The sequence below is a fragment of the Chryseobacterium gleum genome, from assembly GCF_900636535.1.
Lineage (GTDB): Bacteria > Bacteroidota > Bacteroidia > Flavobacteriales > Weeksellaceae > Chryseobacterium > Chryseobacterium gleum.
This window is the reverse complement of record NZ_LR134289.1, coordinates 4,009,088-4,031,660: the sequence shown is the minus strand read 5'-3', so window position 1 is coordinate 4,031,660 and position 22,573 is coordinate 4,009,088. Positions and strand designations below refer to the sequence as shown.

Below are 22,573 nucleotides of genomic sequence, written 5' to 3'. Positions count from 1 at the left end.
ATTTGACACCCCTCCATAGGAGGGGAATAGTTATACAACCTACTGCATTTGAACAAATCATAATATTACAATACAAATTTCTTTGCTTATCTACCCTATAATTTCCAATCACCGGGATTTTACGGTTTATTTTCTGCTAAAATATCTTTAATTTTGAAGGGTGATTTACACCAATGAAACATTTAAAAATTTTATTTCTATTTCTTCTCTTTCTTATGGTATCATGCAGCAGGAAAGAAAATCATCCTTATACATTTTATTACTGGAAAACCAAACTGAAGCTTGACCATGCAGAAAAGAAAGCATTGGAAAAAGCAACAGTTCCTTATTTATATACCAGATTCTTTGATGTAGATAAAGTCAATGGGAAATTTCAGCCGGTAGCAGTGATTACCAAAGATGTGAGTTTTCAGACAGAAAAACAGGTTGTTCCTACGGTTTTTATCACCAATCAGACTTTGCTGGGCATTTCTGCAGAAGAAATCGGATTTCTGGCTGAAAGTATTCATCTTTTAGTTCAGAAGAAAGCTGAAGAATATAAACTGAAAACCAATAATGAAATTCAGATCGACTGCGACTGGACCGCCGGAACAAGAAATGATTATTTCAAATTTCTGAAGGAACTCAACAGAATCTCAGGAAAACAAATAACCTGTACGCTTCGCCTTCATCAGGTTAAAGATAAAAAACAAACCGGCATTCCTCCCGTAGAGAAAGTATATCTAATGTGTTACTCTACTTCATCACCCCTTGAAAAGTCTGATAAAAATTCTATCCTGGATGTGAATATCCTGAAAAGCTATCTTTCAAAAATGGAAGACTATCCAATCAGGAAAATTGAAGTGGCGCTTCCTATTTACTCATGGGGAATTATCACCAACCATTTAGGCAAGCACAAACTGATTAATGCTTTATCAAAACGAGATTTGGAGAATCCTGATTTTAAGAGGATATCCGATCATGAAGCTGAAGTTCTGAAAGACGGTTTCTACTTTGGAAGTTATTTAAACAAAGGCTTTAAAATAAAGGTTGAGGAAATATCTGAAGAACAGCTTAACGACGTTATTGACTTTTTACAGAAAAAAATACCACATTTTAATATTATTTATTATCAATTAGATAGTAAATTTGTGTCAGACCGTAAATTTTAATCTCCGGCAAATGGAGATCAGCCAGCCTGAACCTTATCATACAATATTATAAACTTTTAAAAAAAACACTACAAACCCTATGAAAAAGTATATTCTTTCACTTGCGGTTGTATCACTTTTCTATACCCAATCTGATGCCTGTGCATGGTCGGATCCTGATTATGATTACTTCAACCTTTTTACACAAACGATCATTAAAGACAAAGCTTATCTTCCCTTTCTGCACAACTATTCAAGCAGGTTTTATGGAGGTTACAATCCGGCATTGATTCCTGATGACAACGTTGAAACATGGAAAAAGTTTTTCAACAATCAGCTTAGCTATACTGAGACTCAGAATCTGGTCTATAAAGTGAGTATGAACGACCTGAATGCCTTAAAGAACGGAAATCCGACCAATCCTCTTTTACAAAAGCTTGGAACCGGATTTTACCAGAAGTATAAGGAAGGCATTGATTATTTGATTGAAGCCAAATATCTTGAGCCTTATATGAGCATCAATTATATCGAAAGTGAAAATTCATTTTACTACGACAGAGATGCCAACAGGAAAAATGCAACAGCTCTGGATTACAATAAAACCATTGCAGCTTTAACGTCTTTATATAATGCAGCGAGAAATCCTGAAATCAAGCAGCGCTACGGATACCAGCTGGTACGTCTGAATCATTATACCAGAAATTACGATTCTGCTGTACAGGCTTTCAAAACTTATGTTGCGCCTGTCAAATTAAAAGGAACGGTATATTTCATGGCTCTTGATCAGCTTGCCGGGGCACAAAGAGGGCTGGAAATGAACAGCGATGCCAACTGGAATTTCTTTCAGGTATTCATGAACAGCAAAGACCGCAAGGAATCTGCATTTGTCTCTATGAAGCTTTCAGATACTGCCTCTTTCAGCAATATCATGAAAAGAGCCGGAACGAATGAAGAAAAGAATATGGCTTATTTCCTTTTAGGGTATGAAGATTTCAACAACCCGATTCCTACGATGGAAAAGATGTATGAGATCAATCCTGATTCTGAGATCCTGAAGGTAATGGCTGCAAGAAGCATCAATGAGCTGGAAAGGAGTTACCTTCCAGTGTATTATTACAATTCTGATGCGGCTAAAAGTCCTTACGTACAAAGAGGAAAAGCAGATAACAATGTCTCTTCAAAGGATGACAAAGCTACCTCCACAACTGAAGTAAAGGAAGAAAAGCTTTCATTCTGGCAAAAAATTGTGAGATTCTTTAAAAACCTGTTCGGGGGATCTAAAAAAGAAACCGCTGATGGAAGTAAAACAGATCAGAGTGATGATGAGTTACTGGATAACCCAAACAGAATTCCGTTCTATACTACTTCCGGTTATGGTTATGATGATAAAATGAAGGACTATCTTGACGACCTTCAGAAGTTCACTGACAAAACCAAAGAAAAGTCTAAGGATGAGTTCTGGCAGATTGCAGATGCTTACCTTAAATTCCTTAAAAAAGATTACAAAGGAAGTACGGAAATCCTTACCGATATCAAAACTACCAATCCGGAATATCTGGAAGAAATCAAAAGAATGAAGGTTCTGAATGATATCGTTTCCCAGCCAAGAATTGACGCAGCATATGAAGACCGCCTGATGAAAGATTATGCGGAGTATTTTGTAGAGAAAAAGGTAGAAAAGGATACTGCCACAACTGATAATTTTGATTATTACGGTGAAGTACCGTCTACTGCTGATTTCCTTAAAGATGTGCTCGCCAACCGTTATTTCCTTCAGGGCGAAGATGGAAAATCATTCCTGATGAACAACAAACTTTCGGATCTGCAATATAACCCTAACTCAAGCCTTGTGAAGAGTGTGGAAGCATTTTACAGAAAACCTAATAAAACCCAGTTTGAACAGCAGATCATTGCTAAAAATATGGACAGTGTAGGTGATATTGATGCCTTTTTCAATACAATTTACGGAGACAGAGCCATGAGACTTGCGGACTTTGAAAAGGCGAAGTCTTATTATGAAAAAGCAAAAAACTTTGCCGGTATTCCAAGACAGAATTATGAATGGACAGAAAAAGAAGGACAGACTGTTACAGCTAAACAGTATGCTCCTGCTGAATACAACGGATTTAAAAATATTTCAAATCTTGTATTCGGGCATAATGTATGGGAAAGTTTTGGAAGTCCTGAAAACGAAAGTATGGAAGCCGAAAATTATACCGACTTCCCTTTCATCAAAACAAGCATGAATAAACTTGAGCTTGCCGATGCATTGATTCAGCTTAAGAAGATTGGATCCGGTACGGACGAAAAGGCAGCAAAAGCGAATCAGCTTATCGGAAACCTGTTGTACAATACTTCTATCTTAGGATATTACCGTCAGTTATTTGTGATGGATATTGATAACAGTAACGGAGGTAAATATGACTTCTGGAATACGGACAGAAAGAATCCTTATCAGTATTATTATAAAAACTTCCTGGATACTTCATATATTGAACCTGATAATTTTGATCTTTCAATTAATTATTATCAAAAAGCCCTTAAGCTTTCAAATAACAAGGAAGAAAAAGCAAGAATCCTGTTCCAGATGGCAAGTGCTGAACAAGGCAAATATTACCAATATGAAGCGAAGGCACCAAAAGATTTTGATTATTCTGATCCGAAATGGTCTGAGAAAGAAGATGCACGCCAAAAGGAAATGGACCAACTTAAAAATCAAAAATACAGAACCTATTTCGCTCAGCTGAAAGCGCAGTATTCCGATACCGAAACAACGAAGAGTTTAATGGGAAGCTGTAGTTATTTTAATTATTTCATGAGATAACTATTGTAAAGTATAGAAATAAAAAAGGAATCAATTCGATTCCTTTTTTTGTTCCTGCTTCTGAATCCATTCTTCGTGTTTTCTTTTGAAGAATTCATACTTGTAATCCTGATTTCTCTGGGCAGCATCAATAGAATGGGAAGTATGGATATCATAATCTTTTTTCGCCAGTTGGGCAAGTCTTTCATAATAGCAATGAAGCTGATCCAGCTCTGCTTCTGTAAGATCTTCAATATCTACAATTCTGTTACTGGCTTTTTCATGAGCAGCAATAATCTCATTCAGCTTAATCTGTATTGCCTTTGAATCTTTATTCTGAGCCTTCTGAATAAGGAATACCATCAGAAATGTAATAATGGTGGTTCCGGTGTTGATGACCAGCTGCCATGTTTCAGAATAGTCAAAGAAAGGACCGGTAACCGCCCATACCACAACGATGATGAAAGCTCCCATAAAAGCATGTGGACTTCCTGTAAATTTTACAGCCCAGTTTGAAAATTTTTCAAAAAAATGATTTCCCGTATGTCCCATAATCTTGGTTTTTAACATAATAAATGTATAAAATTAAGAGGAATAAGAGGTAACAAATACCTACAAAAAAGCATTAAGACAACTTACTGTCTTAATGCTTTCAATTAAAATTGATATGAATGATTGAAACTATGCTATTTAATTTTTTCCGAGAAATGATTTTCCAGGTTTTGCTTTTCTTCTGCGATCATACTCTTTCCAATTTGATCAGGTGAAAAAGCTTTTGGATAAAATGTATTATTCCAGTGATCCTTCCATGGAGAAATGTTACCCCATGAGTATATACTTTTAGGATTATTGTAATTTTTTTCGATATTTTCTCTGGCAGTTTTCAGTTCTTCTTCGGACAAATGTTCTTCGGAACATGACGCTACACCAGCTCCTGCAATCAATATTAAGAGTATTGCTCTAATAATTTTCATACAATTTTTTTTGAGTTAGAATTTATAGTTTACCTGTACTGCAAAGTTTCTCGGCTGGATCTGATCGATATATCCACCTCTGAAATAAGAGCTGTAACCAACACTATCAAAAATATTATTAAAGAATACTCTTACTCCCATTCCGTTTTTCATAGAATATCCAACCTGCGCATCTACTGTTGTATACTGTGGCATATCGAAAGGCTGATCTCCCGGTTTTACACTATTAATGTGGCCTGCGCTGAATGTCTTTTGTGTCCACTCATCTACAGGACGCTGTCCCACGTAGTAAATCCCTGCTCCAACATCTACCCTGTCTAATATTCCTTTGTTAAATTTGTAATTCAGCCATGCATTTGCTGTATGCTTTGGAGCATTCATCGGCCTTGAACCATTGATATATGCCGGACTGTCCTGATACTGGGCATCCAGATATGCCCATCCTGACATTACCTGAAGGTTTGGTAAAATTCTTCCGATAAGTTCTACCTCTACTCCTTTTCTTCTTAAATTACCTGCTAATCCGTAAAGGATATTTTTATTGGCATCTTTAATCGGATTATAGTTGGCATCCAGAATCTGGAATGAAAGATTATCTGTATTAATGTCAAACCAGGTAACATTAAATCTCAAACGTTCATTAAACCAATCAGATTTAATTCCTGCTTCCCACTGTTTTGTATGGGATGGCCCTACCAAACCTCCGGCCTGGAGAATGTTATTGGAAGATCTTAATGAAGTTGTTGTGGTATAGGATCCGAAAACATTAATATTTTCAATTGGAGAAATGATCAATCCGAAATTAGGATTCCATGTATCTACAGATTCATTGGCAGAGCCGTTCAGTCTGCTGTATCTGATTCCCAGATGTGCTTTTACATATTTACCGATTGACATCACGTCCTGAGCCATTGCTCCGATACTTGGAGTCAATACAGCGTTAGAACGTCCAAGATTTTTATAAATAACGTTTACAGGAAGTGTATTCGGAATAGATCCGTTTACTACATCAAATATATCAAGCGGATTAGCGGCGTACTTCACACCTGCAATCTCCGTAGGTCTTGCTGTAATTAAATTTCCGGGTGCTATAGAGTTTTTGTATGCTTCATAGGTTACAGAAGATGTTTCAGTTTCTCTCCAATCAAATCCAACCTGGAAAGTATGATTAATAATTCCTGTTTTTACGTTTTCACCAATGAAATCCAGCTGCAAAACCCTGTTGACATCTAATGACTCGGATTTTCCAATGGTACGCTGTCTGATATTATAATTTGTTCCTCCGGTTGGTAAAGAGATGGATGAGGCCTCGCTATCTGAATTCGTTACAGAATTTATAAAAGCAGCCCTCACTTTAAACTTGTCATTTAGCTGGCGAATAGCTGTAGTGGCAAAATTATATGTTTCCGTCATGGAATAATCAGAAGTATATCCCAGGAACTTGCCTTTTGGCATATGATATAATGCTTCTATATTTCCAGGTGCCAGGTTAATAGTTCCTCTGTCCGGAGTTCTTTTATCATGTAAATAATCCATCTCTACATTAATGTAAGTTTTATCGTCCGGACGGAAAGCGATAGACGGGTTCACATAAATTCTCTCTCCTTTTACATGGCTCCTGAATGAATTGTTGTTCTGATATGCTCCATTGAATCTAACCGCTACTTTCCCCTGCTGGTCCAATACTCTCTGGAAGTCCACTGTAGGTCTGTAAAAATCCCAGCTTCCGTACCGGAATCCTACATTGGTCTGATCAATAAACTGAGGTCTTTTGGTCACTACATTAATGACTCCTCCTGCAGATCCTAACCCATTTCCAATTCCCTGGCTTACGGCTGCAGAACCTTTAATAACCTGGATACTTTCTACTCCCTGCATATCTGTCATCATCCCTGCAGTACGGAAATCCGAATCCATCTGAACTCCGTTCTTCAATACAGGAACTCCTCGATACCCTCTGATAGACATACTTTCACTTCCCCCTCCGTAACTTGAAAACAGCGTTACACCAGGTACATTTTTGGCAACATCGGTAACGGTAAGAGCTCCTAATTCTTCAATTGCTTTGTGAGAGATCACAGAAATACTCTGAATCTGATCTCTGGTTTTCAATGGCAGCCTTGTGATGGCTTCCAAACCTTGCGGCTGCTTTTTTCTTTCACCGAATAATTCCACTTCGTCAATTTCCTTCGACTTTTTAATAGAATCATTAATTTTCTGTGCATTTACAAAAACCCCACCCAATACAAGCAGAGAAAAGGATACTACTTTATTCATCTGTTAATTTTTTGTAAAATTATTATTTTTATTAATTCTAAATAAACAAATGAATGTGACTTATGTCACCCTAAAGAGTACTGTAATTATCAGATCATTAATCAGCAATGAGGAGCCTTTAAAACATTGAAACAGTAATCGTCAATCGTTATAAGTACTATTCTTCAGACTTGATATGGTTAAAAAAAGTACAATACAAAAAAAGCAGATTTGCCAGCCACAAATCTGCCCTATTCTGTAAAATAATATCATAAAAAAATCCGCCCCTAAAAAAGGGACGGCGGACTGTATAATCATTGCAAAGTATGCATTTATCACACTTTAATTTCAACGTCTACACCTGAAGGAAGTTCTAATTTCATTAGAGCATCAACAGTCTTAGAAGAAGAAGAGTAGATATCCATTAGTCTCTTGTGAGCTGAAAGTTGGAACTGCTCTCTTGCTTTCTTGTTTACGTGCGGAGATCTCAACACTGTGAAGATTCTCTTATTTGTTGGTAATGGAATAGGACCGTTTACAACAGCACCAGTAGCCTTTACCGTTTTTACGATTTTCTCTGCAGATTTATCTACCAAGTTGTAATCGTAAGACTTAAGTTTTATTCTGATTCTTTGTGACATTTTAATCTAATTTAATATTAACCTTTAGCTTTAGCGATTACTTCTTCAGCAACGTTTTGCGGAGCAGCTTCATATCTTTCAAACTCCATAGAAGATGTAGCTCTACCAGAAGATAATGTTCTTAGTGAAGTTACATAACCAAACATTTCAGAAAGTGGAACGAAAGCTTTGATCACTTTAGCATTGTTTCTGTCATCCATACCGTTTACAGTACCTCTTCTTCTGTTAAGGTCACCTACGATATCCCCCATGTATTCTTCAGGCGTTACAACCTCAAGTTTCATGATTGGCTCCATGATAACAGCTTTAGCAGCTCTACCGGATTCTTTGAATCCTAATTTAGCAGCTAATTCGAATGATAACTGGTCAGAGTCAACTGCGTGGAAAGATCCATCTTTCAATGTAACTTTCATTGATTCAACCTCGAATCCAGCTAATGGACCATTCTTCATTGCTTCTCTGAATCCTTTTTCAACTGAAGGAACGAATTCCTTAGGGATGTTACCACCCTTAATTTCGTTGATGAATTCAAGACCTACTTTACCTTCGTCAGCCGGACCAATTTCGAATACGATATCTGCGAACTTACCTCTACCTCCAGACTGCTTTTTGTAAACTTCTCTGTGGTTAGCTTTTTGAGTAAGAGCTTCTTTGTATTCTACCTGCGGCTGTCCTTGGTTAACTTCTACTTTAAACTCTCTTCTCATACGGTCAACGATGATGTCAAGGTGAAGCTCACCCATACCAGAGATGATAGTTTGTCCTGAAGCCTCGTCAGTTTTAACCTGGAAAGTTGGATCTTCTTCAGCTAATTTAGCCAAAGCGTTACCCATTTTATCCTGGTCAGCTTTAGTTTTAGGCTCAACAGCGATACCGATTACCGGATCTGGGAAGATCATAGATTCAAGAACGATTGGGTTCTTTTCATCAGATAATGTATCTCCTGTTTTGATATCTTTAAATCCTACAGCTGCACCAATATCTCCAGCTTCAATATATTCTACTGGATTTTGCTTGTTAGCGTGCATCTGATAGATTCTGGAAATTCTTTCTTTGTTTCCAGATCTTGTGTTAAGAACATAAGAACCTGCATCAAGTCTTCCTGAATAAGCTCTGAAGAATGCTAATCTACCTACGAACGGGTCAGTAGCAATCTTAAATGCTAATGCAGAGAAAGGCTCTTCTACAGATGGTTTTCTTTCAATATCAGCATCAGTTCTTGGGTCTGTTCCTTTGATATTATCCTTATCTAGTGGAGAAGGAAGATATTTACAAACAGCATCAAGCATGAACTGTACTCCTTTGTTCTTGAATGAAGAACCACAAGTCATAGGAATGATAGAAAGGTCGATAGTAGCTTTTCTAAGAGCTTCGTTGATTTCTTCTTCAGAAATTGAATCCGGATCTTCGAAGAATTTCTCCATCAAAGTCTCATCGTAATCAGCAACAGCTTCTACTAATTTCTCTCTATATTCAAGAACTTCATCTTTCATGTCTTCAGGAATTGGAACTACTTCATAAGTAGCACCTTGTCCAGCTTCATCCCAGATGATCGCTCTGTTTTTAATTAAGTCTACAACCCCTTTGAAATCTTCTTCAGCACCGATTGGTAAAACGATTGGAACTGCATTAGATCCTAACATTTCTTTTACTTGTTTTACAACGTTCAAGAAGTCAGCACCTTGTCTGTCCATTTTGTTTACGAATCCCATTCTGGCAACTTTGTAGTTGTCTGCAAGTCTCCAGTTTGTTTCAGACTGAGGCTCTACTCCATCTACTGCAGAGAAAAGGAATACCAATCCATCCAATACTCTCAAAGATCTGTTAACTTCTACTGTAAAGTCAACGTGTCCCGGTGTATCGATGATGTTGAAGTGGTAAGGTTTTGTTTCAGGTAATTTCTTACCTTGATCTGTTGGGAAATTCCAGTTACAAGTAGTTGCAGCAGAAGTAATAGTAATACCTCTTTCTGCTTCCTGTTCCATCCAGTCCATTGTAGAAGCACCATCGTGAACTTCTCCAATTTTGTGGTTTACACCTGTATAGAATAAAATCCTTTCTGTAGTGGTAGTCTTACCTGCATCAATGTGAGCAGCAATACCAATATTTCTTGTAAATTTAAGATCTCTTCCCATTTCAGATTAGAATTTGAAGTGTGAGAAAGCCTTGTTAGCTTCCGCCATTTTGTGAGTATCAGTTTTCTTTTTGAAAGCTGCACCTTCTTCTCTTGAAGCAGCTACAACTTCGTTAGCTAATTTCAAAGCCATAGACTTATCATTTCTAGCTTTAGAATATTTGATTAACCATTTCATTGCCATAGAAATTTTTCTATCAGCTCTGATTGGCATAGGGATCTGGAAGTTAGCTCCACCTACTCTTCTAGAACGTACTTCTACGTGAGGCATTACATTTGTAAGTGCATCTTTCCAAATTTCAAGTGCAGTTTTCTCGTTATCTCCTTTTTTAGTTTCTACGATATCTAATGCATCATAGAAAATTTTGAATGCGATTGACTTCTTACCGTCAAGCATTAAGTTGTTTACGAATCTCGTTACCAATTGATCATTAAATTTCGGATCTGGTAACAACGGTCTTTTTTTCGCTTTTGTCTTTCTCATTGCTTTTGTACCTTATTTAATGATTACTTTTTCTTTCCTTTTGCAGGCGCAGCAGCTGCTTGTCCTGGTTTAGGTCTCTTAGCTCCGTACTTAGATCTTCTCTGTGTTCTTCCATTTACACCAGCTGTGTCTAATGCACCTCTTACGATGTGGTAACGTACTCCCGGTAGGTCTTTCACCCTTCCGCCTCTAACCAATACTATCGAGTGCTCTTGAAGATTGTGTCCTTCGCCCGGGATATAGGCATTAACTTCTTTACCGTTAGAAAGTCTTACCCTTGCTACTTTTCTAAGTGCAGAGTTAGGTTTCTTAGGTGTAGTTGTATATACTCTCGTACATACACCACGTCTTTGTGGACAAGAATCAAGGGCAGCCGATTTGCTCTTCTTGGCAAGCGTGGCTCTTCCTTTTCTTACTAATTGTTGAATAGTAGGCATTTAATTGCTTTTTATTTTAGGGTGCAAAAATAGGAATATTTTTTTAATCTGCAAACACTTATATAAAAATTAAAATCAAATACTTACATCAAAAACAGAAGACGTTTCGGTATGACAATCGGTGAAGTATAATATACAGGCGAAAAATCCAAAGAAGTACATCTGTTTTTACACTTAAAAAATGAATATTAAATAATTATGAAATTTATCCTGTGAGAGATTTTTCATAATTTTTTAGTTCTCCAACAGATTTCAGGAGTAAATTCGATACATCCAAACTCTTTTAAAAAACTTTCTTATAGTTATCATCTATTAATAATCAACCGTGTTCGGCACGATATTTCGTAAATTTGAAAGACAAATGATAAACGCATTGAATCACCACACACTTTTCGCTTTTAACTGAAGCCGGTGATTGAATTTAACTTTAAAAAATAAATATATACATATGAAAAATGCTAGTATTATCGGTCTTAAAGAAGCCGACTGCAAAAAGATCTCAGAAAAATTAAATGTACTGTTAGCCAACTACTCTGTATTTTATCAGAATACAAGAGGCTCCCACTGGAACATCAAAGGAGAGCAGTTCTTTACCCTTCATCCCAAATTCGAAGAATTATACAACAGTCTTGTGTTAAAAATTGACGAAATTGCAGAAAGAATTCTGACATTAGGAGCAACACCGGCTCATAACTATTCAGATTATTTAAAGGTAGCAACCATCAAAGAAAGCAAAGAAGTAACAGATGCCACCAAAAGTGTTGAGCAGATTTTAAGTTCATTTAAAGTAGTTATTGATCTGCAGAGAGAACTTTTGGATATCACCGATGAAGCAGGAGATGAAGGTACTAACTCGCAAATGAGCGATTATATTACAGAACAGGAGAAAGAAGTTTGGATGTACAATTCTTATCTTGGAAAATAACTCCGGCAAAAGCATGGAAATAATTCAAAAAAATCGCCTTACATTTAGGCGATTTTATTTTTTATTTTTATATTTGCGTTAAAATTACACATATCATGAACGACGTCAGATTAAACTCTATCCTTGATAATGACTTCTATAAAATAACCATGCAGAATGCCGTGGTAAAACTATTCCCGAGTTCTATTGTAAAATACGAATTTATTAACAGGGGAAAACACCACTTTCCGGAAGGATTTGACGTTGCTTTAAGGGAGGCCGTAAATAAAATGGCTGAACTTAAACTTACGAAAGATGAAAAAAAGTTCATGGCGAGAACCTGTCCTTATATAGATCTACCCTACCTTGATTTTTTAGAAGGCTATCATTACGACCCGTCTGAAGTGAAAATTCATCAGGAGGGAGGCGATCTTTCTGTTATTGTTGAAGGACTTTGGTACAGAACCATCCTTTGGGAAGTTCCGCTGCTTGCTTTGATCAGTGAACTGCATTATGAAATGAACCACATGGAAAGAGATTCTAATGAAGTGGTCATGAGCAAAACGATTGAAAAAGCCGACTCACTGGGAAGACTTGGGGTAACTTTTGCTGAGTTCGGAACCAGAAGAAGACATTCTTATAAGGTACAGAATCTTGTAATGGAAGCTTTGACTCAAAAAAAGGATTCTACTTTTATCGGAAGCTCGAATGTTCACTTTGCCATGAAGTATGGGGTTAAGCCTATCGGAACTCATGCTCACGAATGGTTCATGTTCCATGCCGCAGAATATGGATTCAAAATGGCTAATGAACTGGCTCTGGAACATTGGGTAGATGTTTACAGAGGAGATCTTGGAGTGGCTTTGTCTGATACTTATACCACGGATGTTTTCTTCCAGCAGTTCGACAAAAAATTTGCAAAGCTTTTTGATGGTGTACGTCATGACAGTGGTGATGCACTGGAATTTGCAGATAAGACTATTGCCCACTATCAAAAAAATGGTATCAATCCTATGTTTAAATATATCATTTTCTCTGACGCCTTAAATCTTGAAAAGGTAGAAGAAATTACCAAACTATTGCAGAGGAAAAATTGGTATTTCATTCGGAATCGGAACCAACCTTACCAATGATGTGGGACTGAAACCAATGAATATCGTCATGAAGCTTATTGGCGTTCAGGCTCCCAATAAAGAATGGATTCCAACAGTAAAACTTTCTGATGAACATGGTAAATATACCGGAGATCCAAAGATGATCGAATTAGCTAAAGAATTTTTAAGAATTAAAAATTAGTAATCTCATCAGAATAATCAGATAAGACCTCGTAGCCATCGAGGTTTTTTTGTTTCATATCACCGTTTGAAATTCAGCTTACAGAAATCTGTAAGGATTTATTATATTTATCAAAATAAACAAGATGAAATCAAAAACGTTACTACTTACATGCCTTCTCATATCAGTATTGTCTTTTGCTCAGGAAAAGAAACCAGAAAAAACTAAATATAATCAGGAACTGGCAACATCTTTAGGAGCAGATAAATACGGCATGAAACCATATACTATCGTCATGCTGACAACAGGCACTACCCATATTGAGGATAAAGCTCAAATGAGTGAACTTATGAAAGGACACATGAACAATATCGGTAAGCTGGCCAATGAAGGCAAAATTGTTGTTGCCGGACCTTTTCTTGAAAAAAATAAAGAGAACTACCGAGGTATGTTTATCTTCAACACCAAATCTAAGGAAGAAGCTGAACAGTGGGTAAAAACAGATCCTGCAGTTCAGGCCGGCATTTTCAGCTATGAAATTTTTCCTTGGTACGGATCCGCTGCTTTACCTTTATACCTTAAGCATCATGATGAAATTGCAAAACAAAAACCTTAAAACATTGAATGTGAAAAAATATCTTTCAATCTTCCTTATCATTTTCCTCCAGAGTCTTCCTGCGCAAAAAAGTATCAACACAATTGATGTTTCTACAGTACAAATCAGAATATTAAAGAAGTATAGAAATTCGGATTCTATCCAGAGAAATAGGATATATGCAGATTCTATTTATACTCCCTATCAAAAGCTATGGAATGGATATCTTGGAAATTCTGCTAAAGTTGTACAGTGGCTCAATGACAATCAGTCTCAAACAGATAAATGGATTGAAAAAAGCAAAGATGTGAACGGAAAACAAATCACCAGATCTCTTCAAAAGTTTTCTAAAGGCATGAAAGCTCTGACCGGCTATGATACTAAAGGTGACTGGTACATACTATTCGGCCCTGCATGGACTGATTTAGGGGGATTAGGCAGATACGCGATGGTGATTGACTTATCTCATGAAAACAATAAGTCCACAGAAAGCATTGAGCAAATTCTACCTCATGAAATTACCCATCAAATTATGATGGAAACAAACCAACACAATGACAAGACAGCACTGGAACCAATCATCGGAGAAGGGTTTGCCGTTTGGGTCAATCAAAAATACTGGAATAAAAAATATACTCTTGCCCAACATCTTGGTTACACAGATTCAGAATTAAAGTTATGCGAAAAAAATATAGAATTAATTAAATCTTTTTTTGAAAAAAATAAATTTTCAGAGGACAATAACATTATAGATGTTTTCAGGAGCAGAGAGACAAAACTTAATGAAAAACTTCCCGGTGCAATAGGGTATTATATTGGCTACAAAATTATTGAGCAATATGTGCTAAAGAATGGCAAAGATTCGTGGAAAGATGTTTTTACAAAATCACCCCGAGAAATTTATGAAAAAAGTGGATTCTGATTTTTTCTGTGCGATTCTGAAAAGGAAATTACTTATAAGAAATTAAATTTTGAAACATATTTCTTTATATAATGAATTAATTTAATTAATTTAGTTATTAAGCAACCAGCTTACTTATTTAATTGTGAGCGAGTTACCAACAACCAAATTATAATTAAAAATTAATCTCATGAAAAAAAAGAATTTTACAAAACTCTCGAGAACAGAACTGAAAGATGTATTCGGAGGGACACTGTACCCGGCACAATGCCCCGGAGGATGTCATGGTGAAGCGATGATCAGATGTCCTGACGGAACTACCACAATGACTAATTTTATATGCATTGGGGGAACCTGTCAGCCGGCAGCCATGTGCAAGCCATTGATTCTAGAACCATTTCCTGATCCGATCATTATCACCCCATAATCTGATGAATAAAAAAGTGAGCTTTCCGGCTCACTTTTTTAGTATATTTAATTAAACAAAACCACCTAATTAGTGGTTTTGTTTATCAAAGTTTATTTATATAATCTTATCAATCTAGTCAGTTGTTTGTTTTTATTATTTATTTTCTATAAAAATACTTATTTCAAACTGTTCCTTTACCGGAATACCATACATCTTTGCTGATTTCCATGTATTGAGTTCTTTTACTTTAAAAACTTCTTCAAGAGCTTTTTTTGTATTTTTATCAGTATACTTTAGAATCTCTATCTTTTCTAAATTATCATTAATACCTAGAATTATACGAATCCTATTTTCTCCTTCTCTTACATTTTTGGGAAGCTCAAATTTTTCAAATAAAACATTTCTAAAGTTACTTATACCTTTTGGAAATTCTGCATTCAAAATCATTGCACCTAAATCATTTATACATACTACATTCTTTTCTCTATAACATTTTTCTAAAGATCCTTTTGTATTTATATTTATAATATTTATTCTGGCAGAATCTATTTTATTAGCAGGGAAAAGTTTTACATTTTCAATTCCTGTTGAAAGATAAACCATATATTTTGGTTTCACAGTACAAGCACTAAGAAAATAAAGCATTAAAAAAAAAGAAAAAACAAATTTCATCACTTTGGAGCTTGAGCTTTATTTGTTAATCCCCTTACATACCAAAACTCTATCTTTTTGATTACTAAATTTTTATAGAAATTTTCTACTGTAGAATTCCAAAACCAATGATATTGATTTAAAATTGTGGTTGCTTGCTGAAAATCAAAAGGTTGCTGAAATGTTATTGCTATATGAGGTTGAACATATCCATTTTGATAAATAACTGAAGAGCTTTCTGCATCATTAATAAACATAAGTGTTAAAAAATTATTATCGAATGGTCCCGGATCATAAGCTTTTATAGCAATATTATTTTGATCTAATGCCTGGAGGAAAACTGAGAGCGGCTGATTATAATAGTTAGTCTTATTTGGCATAAGATTATTTAATTTAGAAACAGTCTGATTATAAAAATTGGGATAATCTGTTATGTTTATAGGTTGGCTTGTTTGTGATTTATAATGTGTAAAAATAATTACAGTAATAAAAAATGTAAGTAAAATATTTGTTTTCATAATAGTATTTTTAGTTAAGGACAAGGTTCTGCTCTATAGCCTGTTATTTTTTTACCACCTGATGCTGGGATTTCATATTGAAAAGATACTGATCTAAGTGGTTTCAAATTTCCATTAGCATCTGTTTTTGCAAAACTGATACCTGCATCATATTTTTCCAAAATTTGCGCATACGCTGATTCCATTCCATCATTTTGGCTGCTTCCCGAATACGATGGTAAACTTCCTTGCATATAATAGTTGTAGATAGTGTTAAAATCACTTCCAACAGCATAATTTTTATTAAATATTCTTCCTTCATTGGTTGTATTAGTTAAAAAAGGATAAGCAACTAAAAAAGCCTCGGCTTTTGCTCTGTCAGTTACTACTAAAGCATATTTAGTCCCATTACTACTAAAAACAAATGATGCCTGAAAAGTTGGTCTTTCTTTAGCATATTGGAGCGTTACATAGAGATCTTTTGCAGACGGAGGGGATGCCCCATGGCTTGGATGGGTATGTGCCATGGCAAGAAGATCACCAACAGAAGGTATACTGATTGAAACATGGCCAGGATCATTAGGATCATTACTTGAATAAGGATCTTGTGCTATTGGTGTTGTACTCGTACTGATGATGGCAGTTCCATATTCATAATGGTCATTTTTAGCATGATTTTCCAGCGCGCTTAGCTCTGTAGATATTGTTGGCGCATGTAACAAAGTATTTACTATATTTACAGGAATACTTGCTTTAGCACAAGGGTCTCCATTATTAGAGCCTCCCCCTACATTGGGTTCAGTAGGCACCCCATAGCAACTTTCATCACCTAAATCTGAGCCTGGTTGTTGAGGTCCTGTTAAAACTTTGGGATCAGGACACACCCAGGTAATCGGCGGACCATCTCCACCACCTCCATCTCCGGTACTACTTCCACCTCCACCACTTCCGCTTCCATCATCTACGCTGGTACAAACATATAATAAAACTGTTATTATGTGTGATTTTTCATCTGCAGTACAATCAGTTTCGCCATTGTGATGCACCCCTTCACTACACCAAGTATAAGCTTCCGCTGTTACGTACCCGCAGCTTTGTGTAGACCCTTTACCCAATGTTTGTGGCAATATGCCTACCCCCAATTCTGTGACAGTAGATTTTCCTTTAGTATTAACATATCCTCCGTTCATTAGAATTTCCTTTTCCTGAGGAGTAAAATTATAGGTAATTAATAATTTTCTATAAGTCCCATCTGATAAAGGAGTAAAAACCAAATTTTCTACAGAAGCATTTCCCTCTTCAGTATTTCTTATAACCCGGAAAGTATATGTATGATAATGAGAACCGTTTTCCATAAAGACAATATGATCAGTATCTATTATAAAATTATCATAATCAATAGTTTTTCCCACAAAAAATTGTTTGGTTTTCTTTAAATCAATTTCTACCTTTTGCAGTTCAGAAATCAGTTTGGATTTATGCTTGCTTTCATTCAGCGTAATTATTTTTGAGTAAAGTTTAAACTGATTGCTGTTGTCATAAGTTTCATCATGACCAGGAAGAAGGTCATTTCTACAAGACTGTAAAGTAAAACCGAAGACTGCCAGCAATAGCAGCACCATAATAAATCTTTTTTTCATTCATTTGAGTTTTAATTGTTAAATATAATATTTTATCTATTCACTTCGACGAGAACTATCACAAAACTAAAATTTAATCTCAAACTGCACAACAACCTACAGTTATAAATTTAATAGCCTATAGTTATCATTCTAAAATATTTTATATTTGTAAAAAACATCCAATGAGTTTAGGAACCAAATTGAAGCAATTAAGACAACGTAATAATTGGTCTCAGGCTGAAGTAGCCTATAAATTAGATATTTCCCAACCTGCTTATAATAAATGGGAATCAGATCAGGGAAAGCCTTCTTTGGATAAATTGGGAAAAATTGCTGAGGTTTTTGAGATCGAAATACAGGATTTATTTGAAAGTGAAGGGAATGTTATTATTTCAAATAATACTTTTGAAAATTCTAACATAGTCTATCCTAAAGACTCAACTGTTAATATTCAGTCACCTGAATTATTACAAAGTATCATAAAAAATCAGGAACAGATTACAAAGCTTCTGGAAGCTCAAAGCAAACTTATAGAAAACTTACTAAAAAAATAAATCAATCTTATTACAAAACAAAGAGTTTATAATAAAAAAGGCCGGGATCTTCCTCACGGATCCCGGCCTCATAATGAACAAAATAAAAGAAACTATATTGTTTCCTTATGCTTTTTGCGATAGGCATAATGAAAAATAATAGGTAGTATTGTAAATGAAAGCAGCATACAGATGATCAATCCTCCTACAATCATGATGGCCAAAGGCTTCTGAATTTCCGAGCCCATCCCATTCGACATCGCTGCAGGGAGAAGTCCCATAGAACCCATCAAAGCAATCATCACCACAGGGCGGATTCTACTCTTCACTCCTTCTGCAATGGATTCTTTGAGAGAAAGTCTGTTTTGGAGATTTTCTTTCATCACTCCAATCAGGACAATACCATCTATTGTTGCCACTCCGAAAAGGATAATAAACCCGATTCCTGCTGAAATTCCGAAGATGGTTCCCGTAAACCAAAGGGATAAAAACCCTCCGATAAACGCAAATGCCAATGTAATGGAAGAAATCAAGGTATCTTTAATATTCCCGAAGTTGAAATACAACAGCATCAGAATAAGAACTAAAGAAATCGGTACTACCATAGCCAGCTGTTTTGCTGCTCTTTCTTTGCTTTCAAATTCTCCGGCCCAGGTCATTTTATGATTTTTCGGAAGCTTCACTTCTTTCTCTACTTTTTCTTTTGCTTCTTTGATGGTACTTCCGAGATCACGCCCTTCAATATTAAATCCAACTCCGATATATCTGCTGTTTCCTTCCCGGTAAATAAATGACGGTCCGGTATGATAATCAATAGTGGCGATTTCCTTCAGTGGAACTTTTTTGTTATCCTGAGTCGGGATAAGAATATTCCCCATTTTTTCAGGGGTGTCCCGGTATTGTTTTTCAAACCTGAGCATGACATCAAACATTCTTTCCTCTTCATAAAATTTCGTAGCAGCCTGCCCTCCGATTGTCATTTCGATTACGGCCTGTGCATCTGCTGTAGAGACTCCATATTTGGCCATTTTGGAATCATGAAGCTGTATTCTTAATTCCGGAAGTCCGATATTTTTGAAAACGTTTACATCTGATATTCCCGGAACGGTTCTGATGGAATTGGCTACTTTATTGGCATAGTTTTCAAGCTCGAAAAGATCATTTCCAAAAATTTTAATAACCAGCGGAGCTTTCACCCCTGCTACATATTCTTCCACATTATCCTGTATCGGCTGACTGAATCCAAAATTAATACCCGGATATTTCTCAAGAGAAACTCTCATTTCTTCAAGAAGTTCTTCTTTGGATATTTTTTTCTTCCACTCATTTTCAGGTTTCAGCTGAATATTAAATTCGATATTAAAAAAACCTGTAGGATCTGTCCCATCATTCGGGCGGCCAGTCTGGGTCATAACAAATTTTACTTCATCATACTTCATGAGAATCTCTTTCATCTCCTTCGTCAATCGTACAGACTCATCGAGATTAACACTGTTTGGAAGGGTAGCTCTTACGTAGATTGCACCTTCGTTTAGTTTAGGTAAAAATTCAGATCCGTAATTGGAGAATCTCCATCCACATACTGCGAGCAAAGCAACGAAACCAATAATGAAGCCTTTTTTATGACGGTCACTGAATTCGTAAATCTTGTAAATATTAACTCTGAAAAATCTGGAAATAAAATTTTCTTTCTCTTCAATATTCTTAGTCAGGAGCAGTTTACACATTGCCGGAACATAGGTCAAACTTAAGATCAAAGATCCTAACAATGCATATCCCAATGTAAATGCCAATGGAGAGAACATTTTTCCTTCAACCTTCTGGAAAGAGAAAATCGGCATCAGGGCAACGATAAGGATCAGCAGGGCAAAGAAAATATAACTTGCGACACTTCCAGCGCTTTTCTTGATAATTCCCAGCTTCGAAATTTTGTTGAATCTCCGCAGTCCTATCTTTTTCGCTTTGTGCTCGAGGGCGACAAAGACGTGTTCTACAATGACAAGCGTTCCTTCCAGAAGTAATCCGAAATCCAGTGCTCCCATGGAAATCAGGTTGGCAGGCAATCCCTGAATTTTCAACATAATAATAGCAAACAGAAAAGCTAACGGAATTACTGATGCTACAATGAAAGTTGTTCTCCAGTTGTAAAGGAAAATAAATACAATGATGGAAACCAGAATAACTCCCTCAATAAGGTTTTTGGAAACGGTATGAACCGTTGTATTCACAAGCTCTGTACGGTCAATGATCGGAACAATCTGTACGTCACCGGGAAGTTCTCCCCCGTTCAGTTGTTCAATTCTGTCTTTCAGCCTTGCAATCACTTCACTCGGGTTTTCTCCACGAAGCATGATTACAATTCCTTCTACAACATCATTTTCTTTGTTATACCCTACCTGTCCCAATCTAGGCTTTGCAGAAACTTTTACTTCGGCAACATGTTTCACCAGAATAGGCGTAGAACCTTTTACTTCAATCTGAATATTCTCAATATCTTCTTTTTTCTCCAAAAGACCGATCCCCCGCACTACATAAGCCTGATCACCTTTTGCCACTACATCTCCACCTACATTGATATTACTCTTCGAAACCGCTTCATACACATCCAGGGGGGAAAGGTCATAATTATGTAATTCTGTAGGATTAATTTTTATTTCATATATTTTTTCTTCACCACCAAAACTTACAACATCTGCAACACCAGGAACGGCAAGCAATTCTCTTTCTACCACCCAATCCTGAATAGAGGTAACTTCTTTGATAGGAAGCATACTTTTAATGATATACCGGTAAATTTCACCGGTTGCACCGGAAGGAGGCTCAATACTGTAGTCTGCTCCGGCAGGAAGCTCTACATTCCCGAGTTTATTGGAAGCATATTGCTGTGCATAGAAATCATTGACATGATCATCAAAAATCACAGTGACCACAGATAATCCAAACAAGGAAATAGAACGCACCGAAGTTTTGTTCGGGATGGCATTCATTTCCTTTGAAATGGGTAAGGTGACAAATTTTTCTATTTCTTCCGCACTTCTTCCCGGCCACTGGGTAATGACTCTTACCCTCGTATTGGTAACATCCGGAAATGCTTCAATGGGAGTATGTATATAGGAATAGATTCCTCCGGCCAGCAATAGAAAAGTTCCCAAAAGAACGATCAATGAGTTTTTTAAAGAGAAGGAAACTATATTCTGTACAAATTTTCGCATTACTTCTTGGAATTGTTTAATTGATTTTTCAGGTTTTCATAGATCAGCAGCCCATTGGAAGCAATGACATTTTCACCTGGTTTTAAATTTCCTTCTACATAAATATACCGGCTGTTGGAAGCAATCTCGGTAACAGGTCTTATTTCCAACTCACAGTCTTTTTTGTAAACCACTACATAACTTTGGTTGTTATCAAAGATCAGGGCCTTTGCAGGAATAGCCAGAGCGCTTTTGTTTTGTGAATTAATTGGCAGTACAACATCTGCAGACATCCCCGGTCTCAGCTTCATTCCATTATTGTCCATAATGATTTTCGCTTTGAGTACTCTTTCATTTTCATTGAAAACCTGGGAAATATTATCAATCTTTCCGGAGAAACTGTCATCAGGATATGCAAGCGTTTTTACTACTACAGGTTGATTTACATAAACATGCCTCATGTTGGTAGCATAGACATTCGCCATTACCCATACCTTATCCAGGTTTGAAATGGTAAAAAGCTGATCTCCACCCGTGGTAACAGGCATTCCTTTGGAGATATTCTTTGAAATAACATATCCGTCAGCCGGGGCTTTGATCTGAATGGTATTCCCTCCCGCTGAATACAGCTGCATATTTTTCTGTGTCTTGGAAATATTAGATTGGAGTATGGCAACTTCCGAACGTGCTTCCTGTAAATCTTTCTGAGAAGCAATATCATCTTTATACATCGCTTCTACAGAAGACAGCTTTCTTTTTGCCACTGCCAGCTGAGCCTGCAAAGTCTGGGTATCATCCTGCATTTCATTCACAGCTGTACTTTTTACACTGGCCAGCGTCTGTCCCTTTTTCACGTAATCACCAAGGGAAAAATAAGTATCCATCACCACTCCGTCCACAAGGCTTACAAAAGGCACTGTCTTATCAGAATTACTTTCCACTTCTCCGGTAAGGGTTATACTTTCTTCTATGGGAAGCATTTCTGCCTTAGCCAGTTTAATATCTTTCTTTAGCTCTTTGCTGATGCAATATCCTTTTTCGGCTTCCTTATTTTCTGCTTTACCGGCACAACCTGTAAAAATAATGAGGGAAGAAAGGTAAGCCGCAGCAATGTACTTGGTCAAATTTTTGTTCAT

19 protein-coding genes and 1 pseudogene are annotated in these 22,573 nt (G+C 36.5%); 8 read left to right on the top strand and 12 right to left on the bottom strand.

The features are described from left to right. Positions 1–173: 173 nt before the first annotated feature. The gene (locus EL165_RS18255) at positions 174–1,151 is read left to right on the top strand and encodes a hypothetical protein (protein ID WP_002983166.1); all 978 of its coding nucleotides are present in this window, start codon (positions 174–176) and stop codon (positions 1,149–1,151) included. 79 nt (positions 1,152–1,230) lie between these two features. Then, a complete protein-coding gene (locus tag EL165_RS18250) occupies positions 1,231–3,954 on the top strand; it encodes a hypothetical protein (RefSeq protein WP_002983164.1) in 2,724 nt (907 codons plus the stop codon). A 30-nt stretch (positions 3,955–3,984) separates the two neighbouring features. On the opposite strand, the gene EL165_RS18245 is transcribed toward EL165_RS18250, so the two are convergent. The 7 genes from EL165_RS18245 to rpsL all read right to left on the bottom strand — a co-directional run bounded on the left by EL165_RS18245 (position 3,985) and on the right by rpsL (position 10,859). Next, on the bottom strand, positions 3,985–4,485 hold the full coding sequence (locus tag EL165_RS18245; RefSeq protein WP_002983161.1) for a low affinity iron permease family protein: 501 nt from the start codon (positions 4,483–4,485) through the stop codon (positions 3,985–3,987). A 134-nt stretch (positions 4,486–4,619) separates the two neighbouring features. Next, the gene (locus EL165_RS18240) at positions 4,620–4,907 is read right to left on the bottom strand and encodes a hypothetical protein (RefSeq protein ID WP_002983160.1); all 288 of its coding nucleotides are present in this window, start codon (positions 4,905–4,907) and stop codon (positions 4,620–4,622) included. Positions 4,908–4,922: 15 nt separating this feature from the next. After that, positions 4,923–7,184, bottom strand: coding sequence for a TonB-dependent siderophore receptor (locus EL165_RS18235; protein WP_002983155.1), 2,262 nt, complete (start codon positions 7,182–7,184; stop codon positions 4,923–4,925). Between the two features lie 314 nt (positions 7,185–7,498). Then, positions 7,499–7,804, bottom strand: a complete 306-nt coding sequence (rpsJ, locus tag EL165_RS18230; protein WP_002661363.1) for a 30S ribosomal protein S10 — start codon at positions 7,802–7,804, stop codon at positions 7,499–7,501. 17 nt (positions 7,805–7,821) lie between these two features. Further along, positions 7,822–9,939 carry an elongation factor G gene (fusA, locus tag EL165_RS18225; protein ID WP_002983152.1) on the bottom strand — a complete coding sequence of 706 codons (2,118 nt, stop codon included), beginning with the start codon at positions 9,937–9,939 and terminating at the stop codon, positions 7,822–7,824. Between the two features lie 6 nt (positions 9,940–9,945). Next, positions 9,946–10,422: a 30S ribosomal protein S7 gene (rpsG, locus tag EL165_RS18220; protein ID WP_002983149.1), complete on the bottom strand. Its 477-nt coding sequence runs from the start codon at positions 10,420–10,422 to the stop codon at positions 9,946–9,948. A 23-nt stretch (positions 10,423–10,445) separates the two neighbouring features. Beyond that, positions 10,446–10,859: a 30S ribosomal protein S12 gene (rpsL, locus tag EL165_RS18215; RefSeq protein ID WP_002983146.1), complete on the bottom strand. Its 414-nt coding sequence runs from the start codon at positions 10,857–10,859 to the stop codon at positions 10,446–10,448. A gap of 448 nt (positions 10,860–11,307) precedes the next feature. Between rpsL and EL165_RS18210 the strand changes: the two genes are divergently transcribed. The 5 genes and pseudogenes from EL165_RS18210 to EL165_RS18190 all read left to right on the top strand — a co-directional run bounded on the left by EL165_RS18210 (position 11,308) and on the right by EL165_RS18190 (position 14,961). Beyond that, positions 11,308–11,784: a Dps family protein gene (locus EL165_RS18210; RefSeq protein WP_002983141.1), complete on the top strand. Its 477-nt coding sequence runs from the start codon at positions 11,308–11,310 to the stop codon at positions 11,782–11,784. 95 nt (positions 11,785–11,879) lie between these two features. Next, positions 11,880–13,059: pseudogene (gene pncB / locus EL165_RS18205) on the top strand (nicotinate phosphoribosyltransferase). A 124-nt stretch (positions 13,060–13,183) separates the two neighbouring features. Beyond that, entirely contained in the window at positions 13,184–13,654 is a 471-nt protein-coding gene (locus EL165_RS18200) for a YciI family protein (protein ID WP_002983136.1), read from the top strand. Further along, on the top strand, positions 13,626–14,555 hold the full coding sequence (locus EL165_RS18195) for a gliding motility protein GldB-related protein (protein WP_002983134.1): 930 nt from the start codon (positions 13,626–13,628) through the stop codon (positions 14,553–14,555). Before EL165_RS18200 ends, EL165_RS18195 begins: the two co-directional genes overlap by 29 nt. Positions 14,556–14,724: 169 nt before the next feature. Then, complete coding sequence (locus EL165_RS18190) at positions 14,725–14,961, top strand: hypothetical protein (RefSeq protein ID WP_002983131.1); 237 nt, start codon at positions 14,725–14,727, stop codon at positions 14,959–14,961. A gap of 135 nt (positions 14,962–15,096) precedes the next feature. Here EL165_RS18190 and EL165_RS18185 read toward each other — a convergent pair whose 3' ends face one another. The 3 genes from EL165_RS18185 to EL165_RS18175 all read right to left on the bottom strand — a co-directional run bounded on the left by EL165_RS18185 (position 15,097) and on the right by EL165_RS18175 (position 17,731). Continuing rightward, positions 15,097–15,546, bottom strand: a complete 450-nt coding sequence (locus tag EL165_RS18185) for a hypothetical protein (protein WP_126358673.1) — start codon at positions 15,544–15,546, stop codon at positions 15,097–15,099. A gap of 68 nt (positions 15,547–15,614) precedes the next feature. Next, entirely contained in the window at positions 15,615–16,112 is a 498-nt protein-coding gene (locus EL165_RS18180; protein WP_002983127.1) for a hypothetical protein, read from the bottom strand. A 14-nt stretch (positions 16,113–16,126) separates the two neighbouring features. After that, complete coding sequence (locus EL165_RS18175; RefSeq protein WP_002983125.1) at positions 16,127–17,731, bottom strand: hypothetical protein; 1,605 nt, start codon at positions 17,729–17,731, stop codon at positions 16,127–16,129. Positions 17,732–17,895: 164 nt separating this feature from the next. On the opposite strand from EL165_RS18175, the gene EL165_RS18170 reads away from it, so the two are divergent. After that, positions 17,896–18,267 (top strand): helix-turn-helix domain-containing protein, encoded by a 372-nt coding sequence (locus tag EL165_RS18170; protein WP_002983124.1) that lies wholly within the window; start codon positions 17,896–17,898, stop codon positions 18,265–18,267. Positions 18,268–18,359: 92 nt separating this feature from the next. On the opposite strand, the gene EL165_RS18165 is transcribed toward EL165_RS18170, so the two are convergent. Further along, positions 18,360–21,458, bottom strand: a complete 3,099-nt coding sequence (locus tag EL165_RS18165) for an efflux RND transporter permease subunit (protein ID WP_002983121.1) — start codon at positions 21,456–21,458, stop codon at positions 18,360–18,362. Beyond that, positions 21,458–22,573 carry an efflux RND transporter periplasmic adaptor subunit gene (locus EL165_RS18160; RefSeq protein WP_002983120.1) on the bottom strand — a complete coding sequence of 372 codons (1,116 nt, stop codon included), beginning with the start codon at positions 22,571–22,573 and terminating at the stop codon, positions 21,458–21,460. The genes EL165_RS18165 and EL165_RS18160 overlap by 1 nt, the downstream gene beginning before the upstream one ends.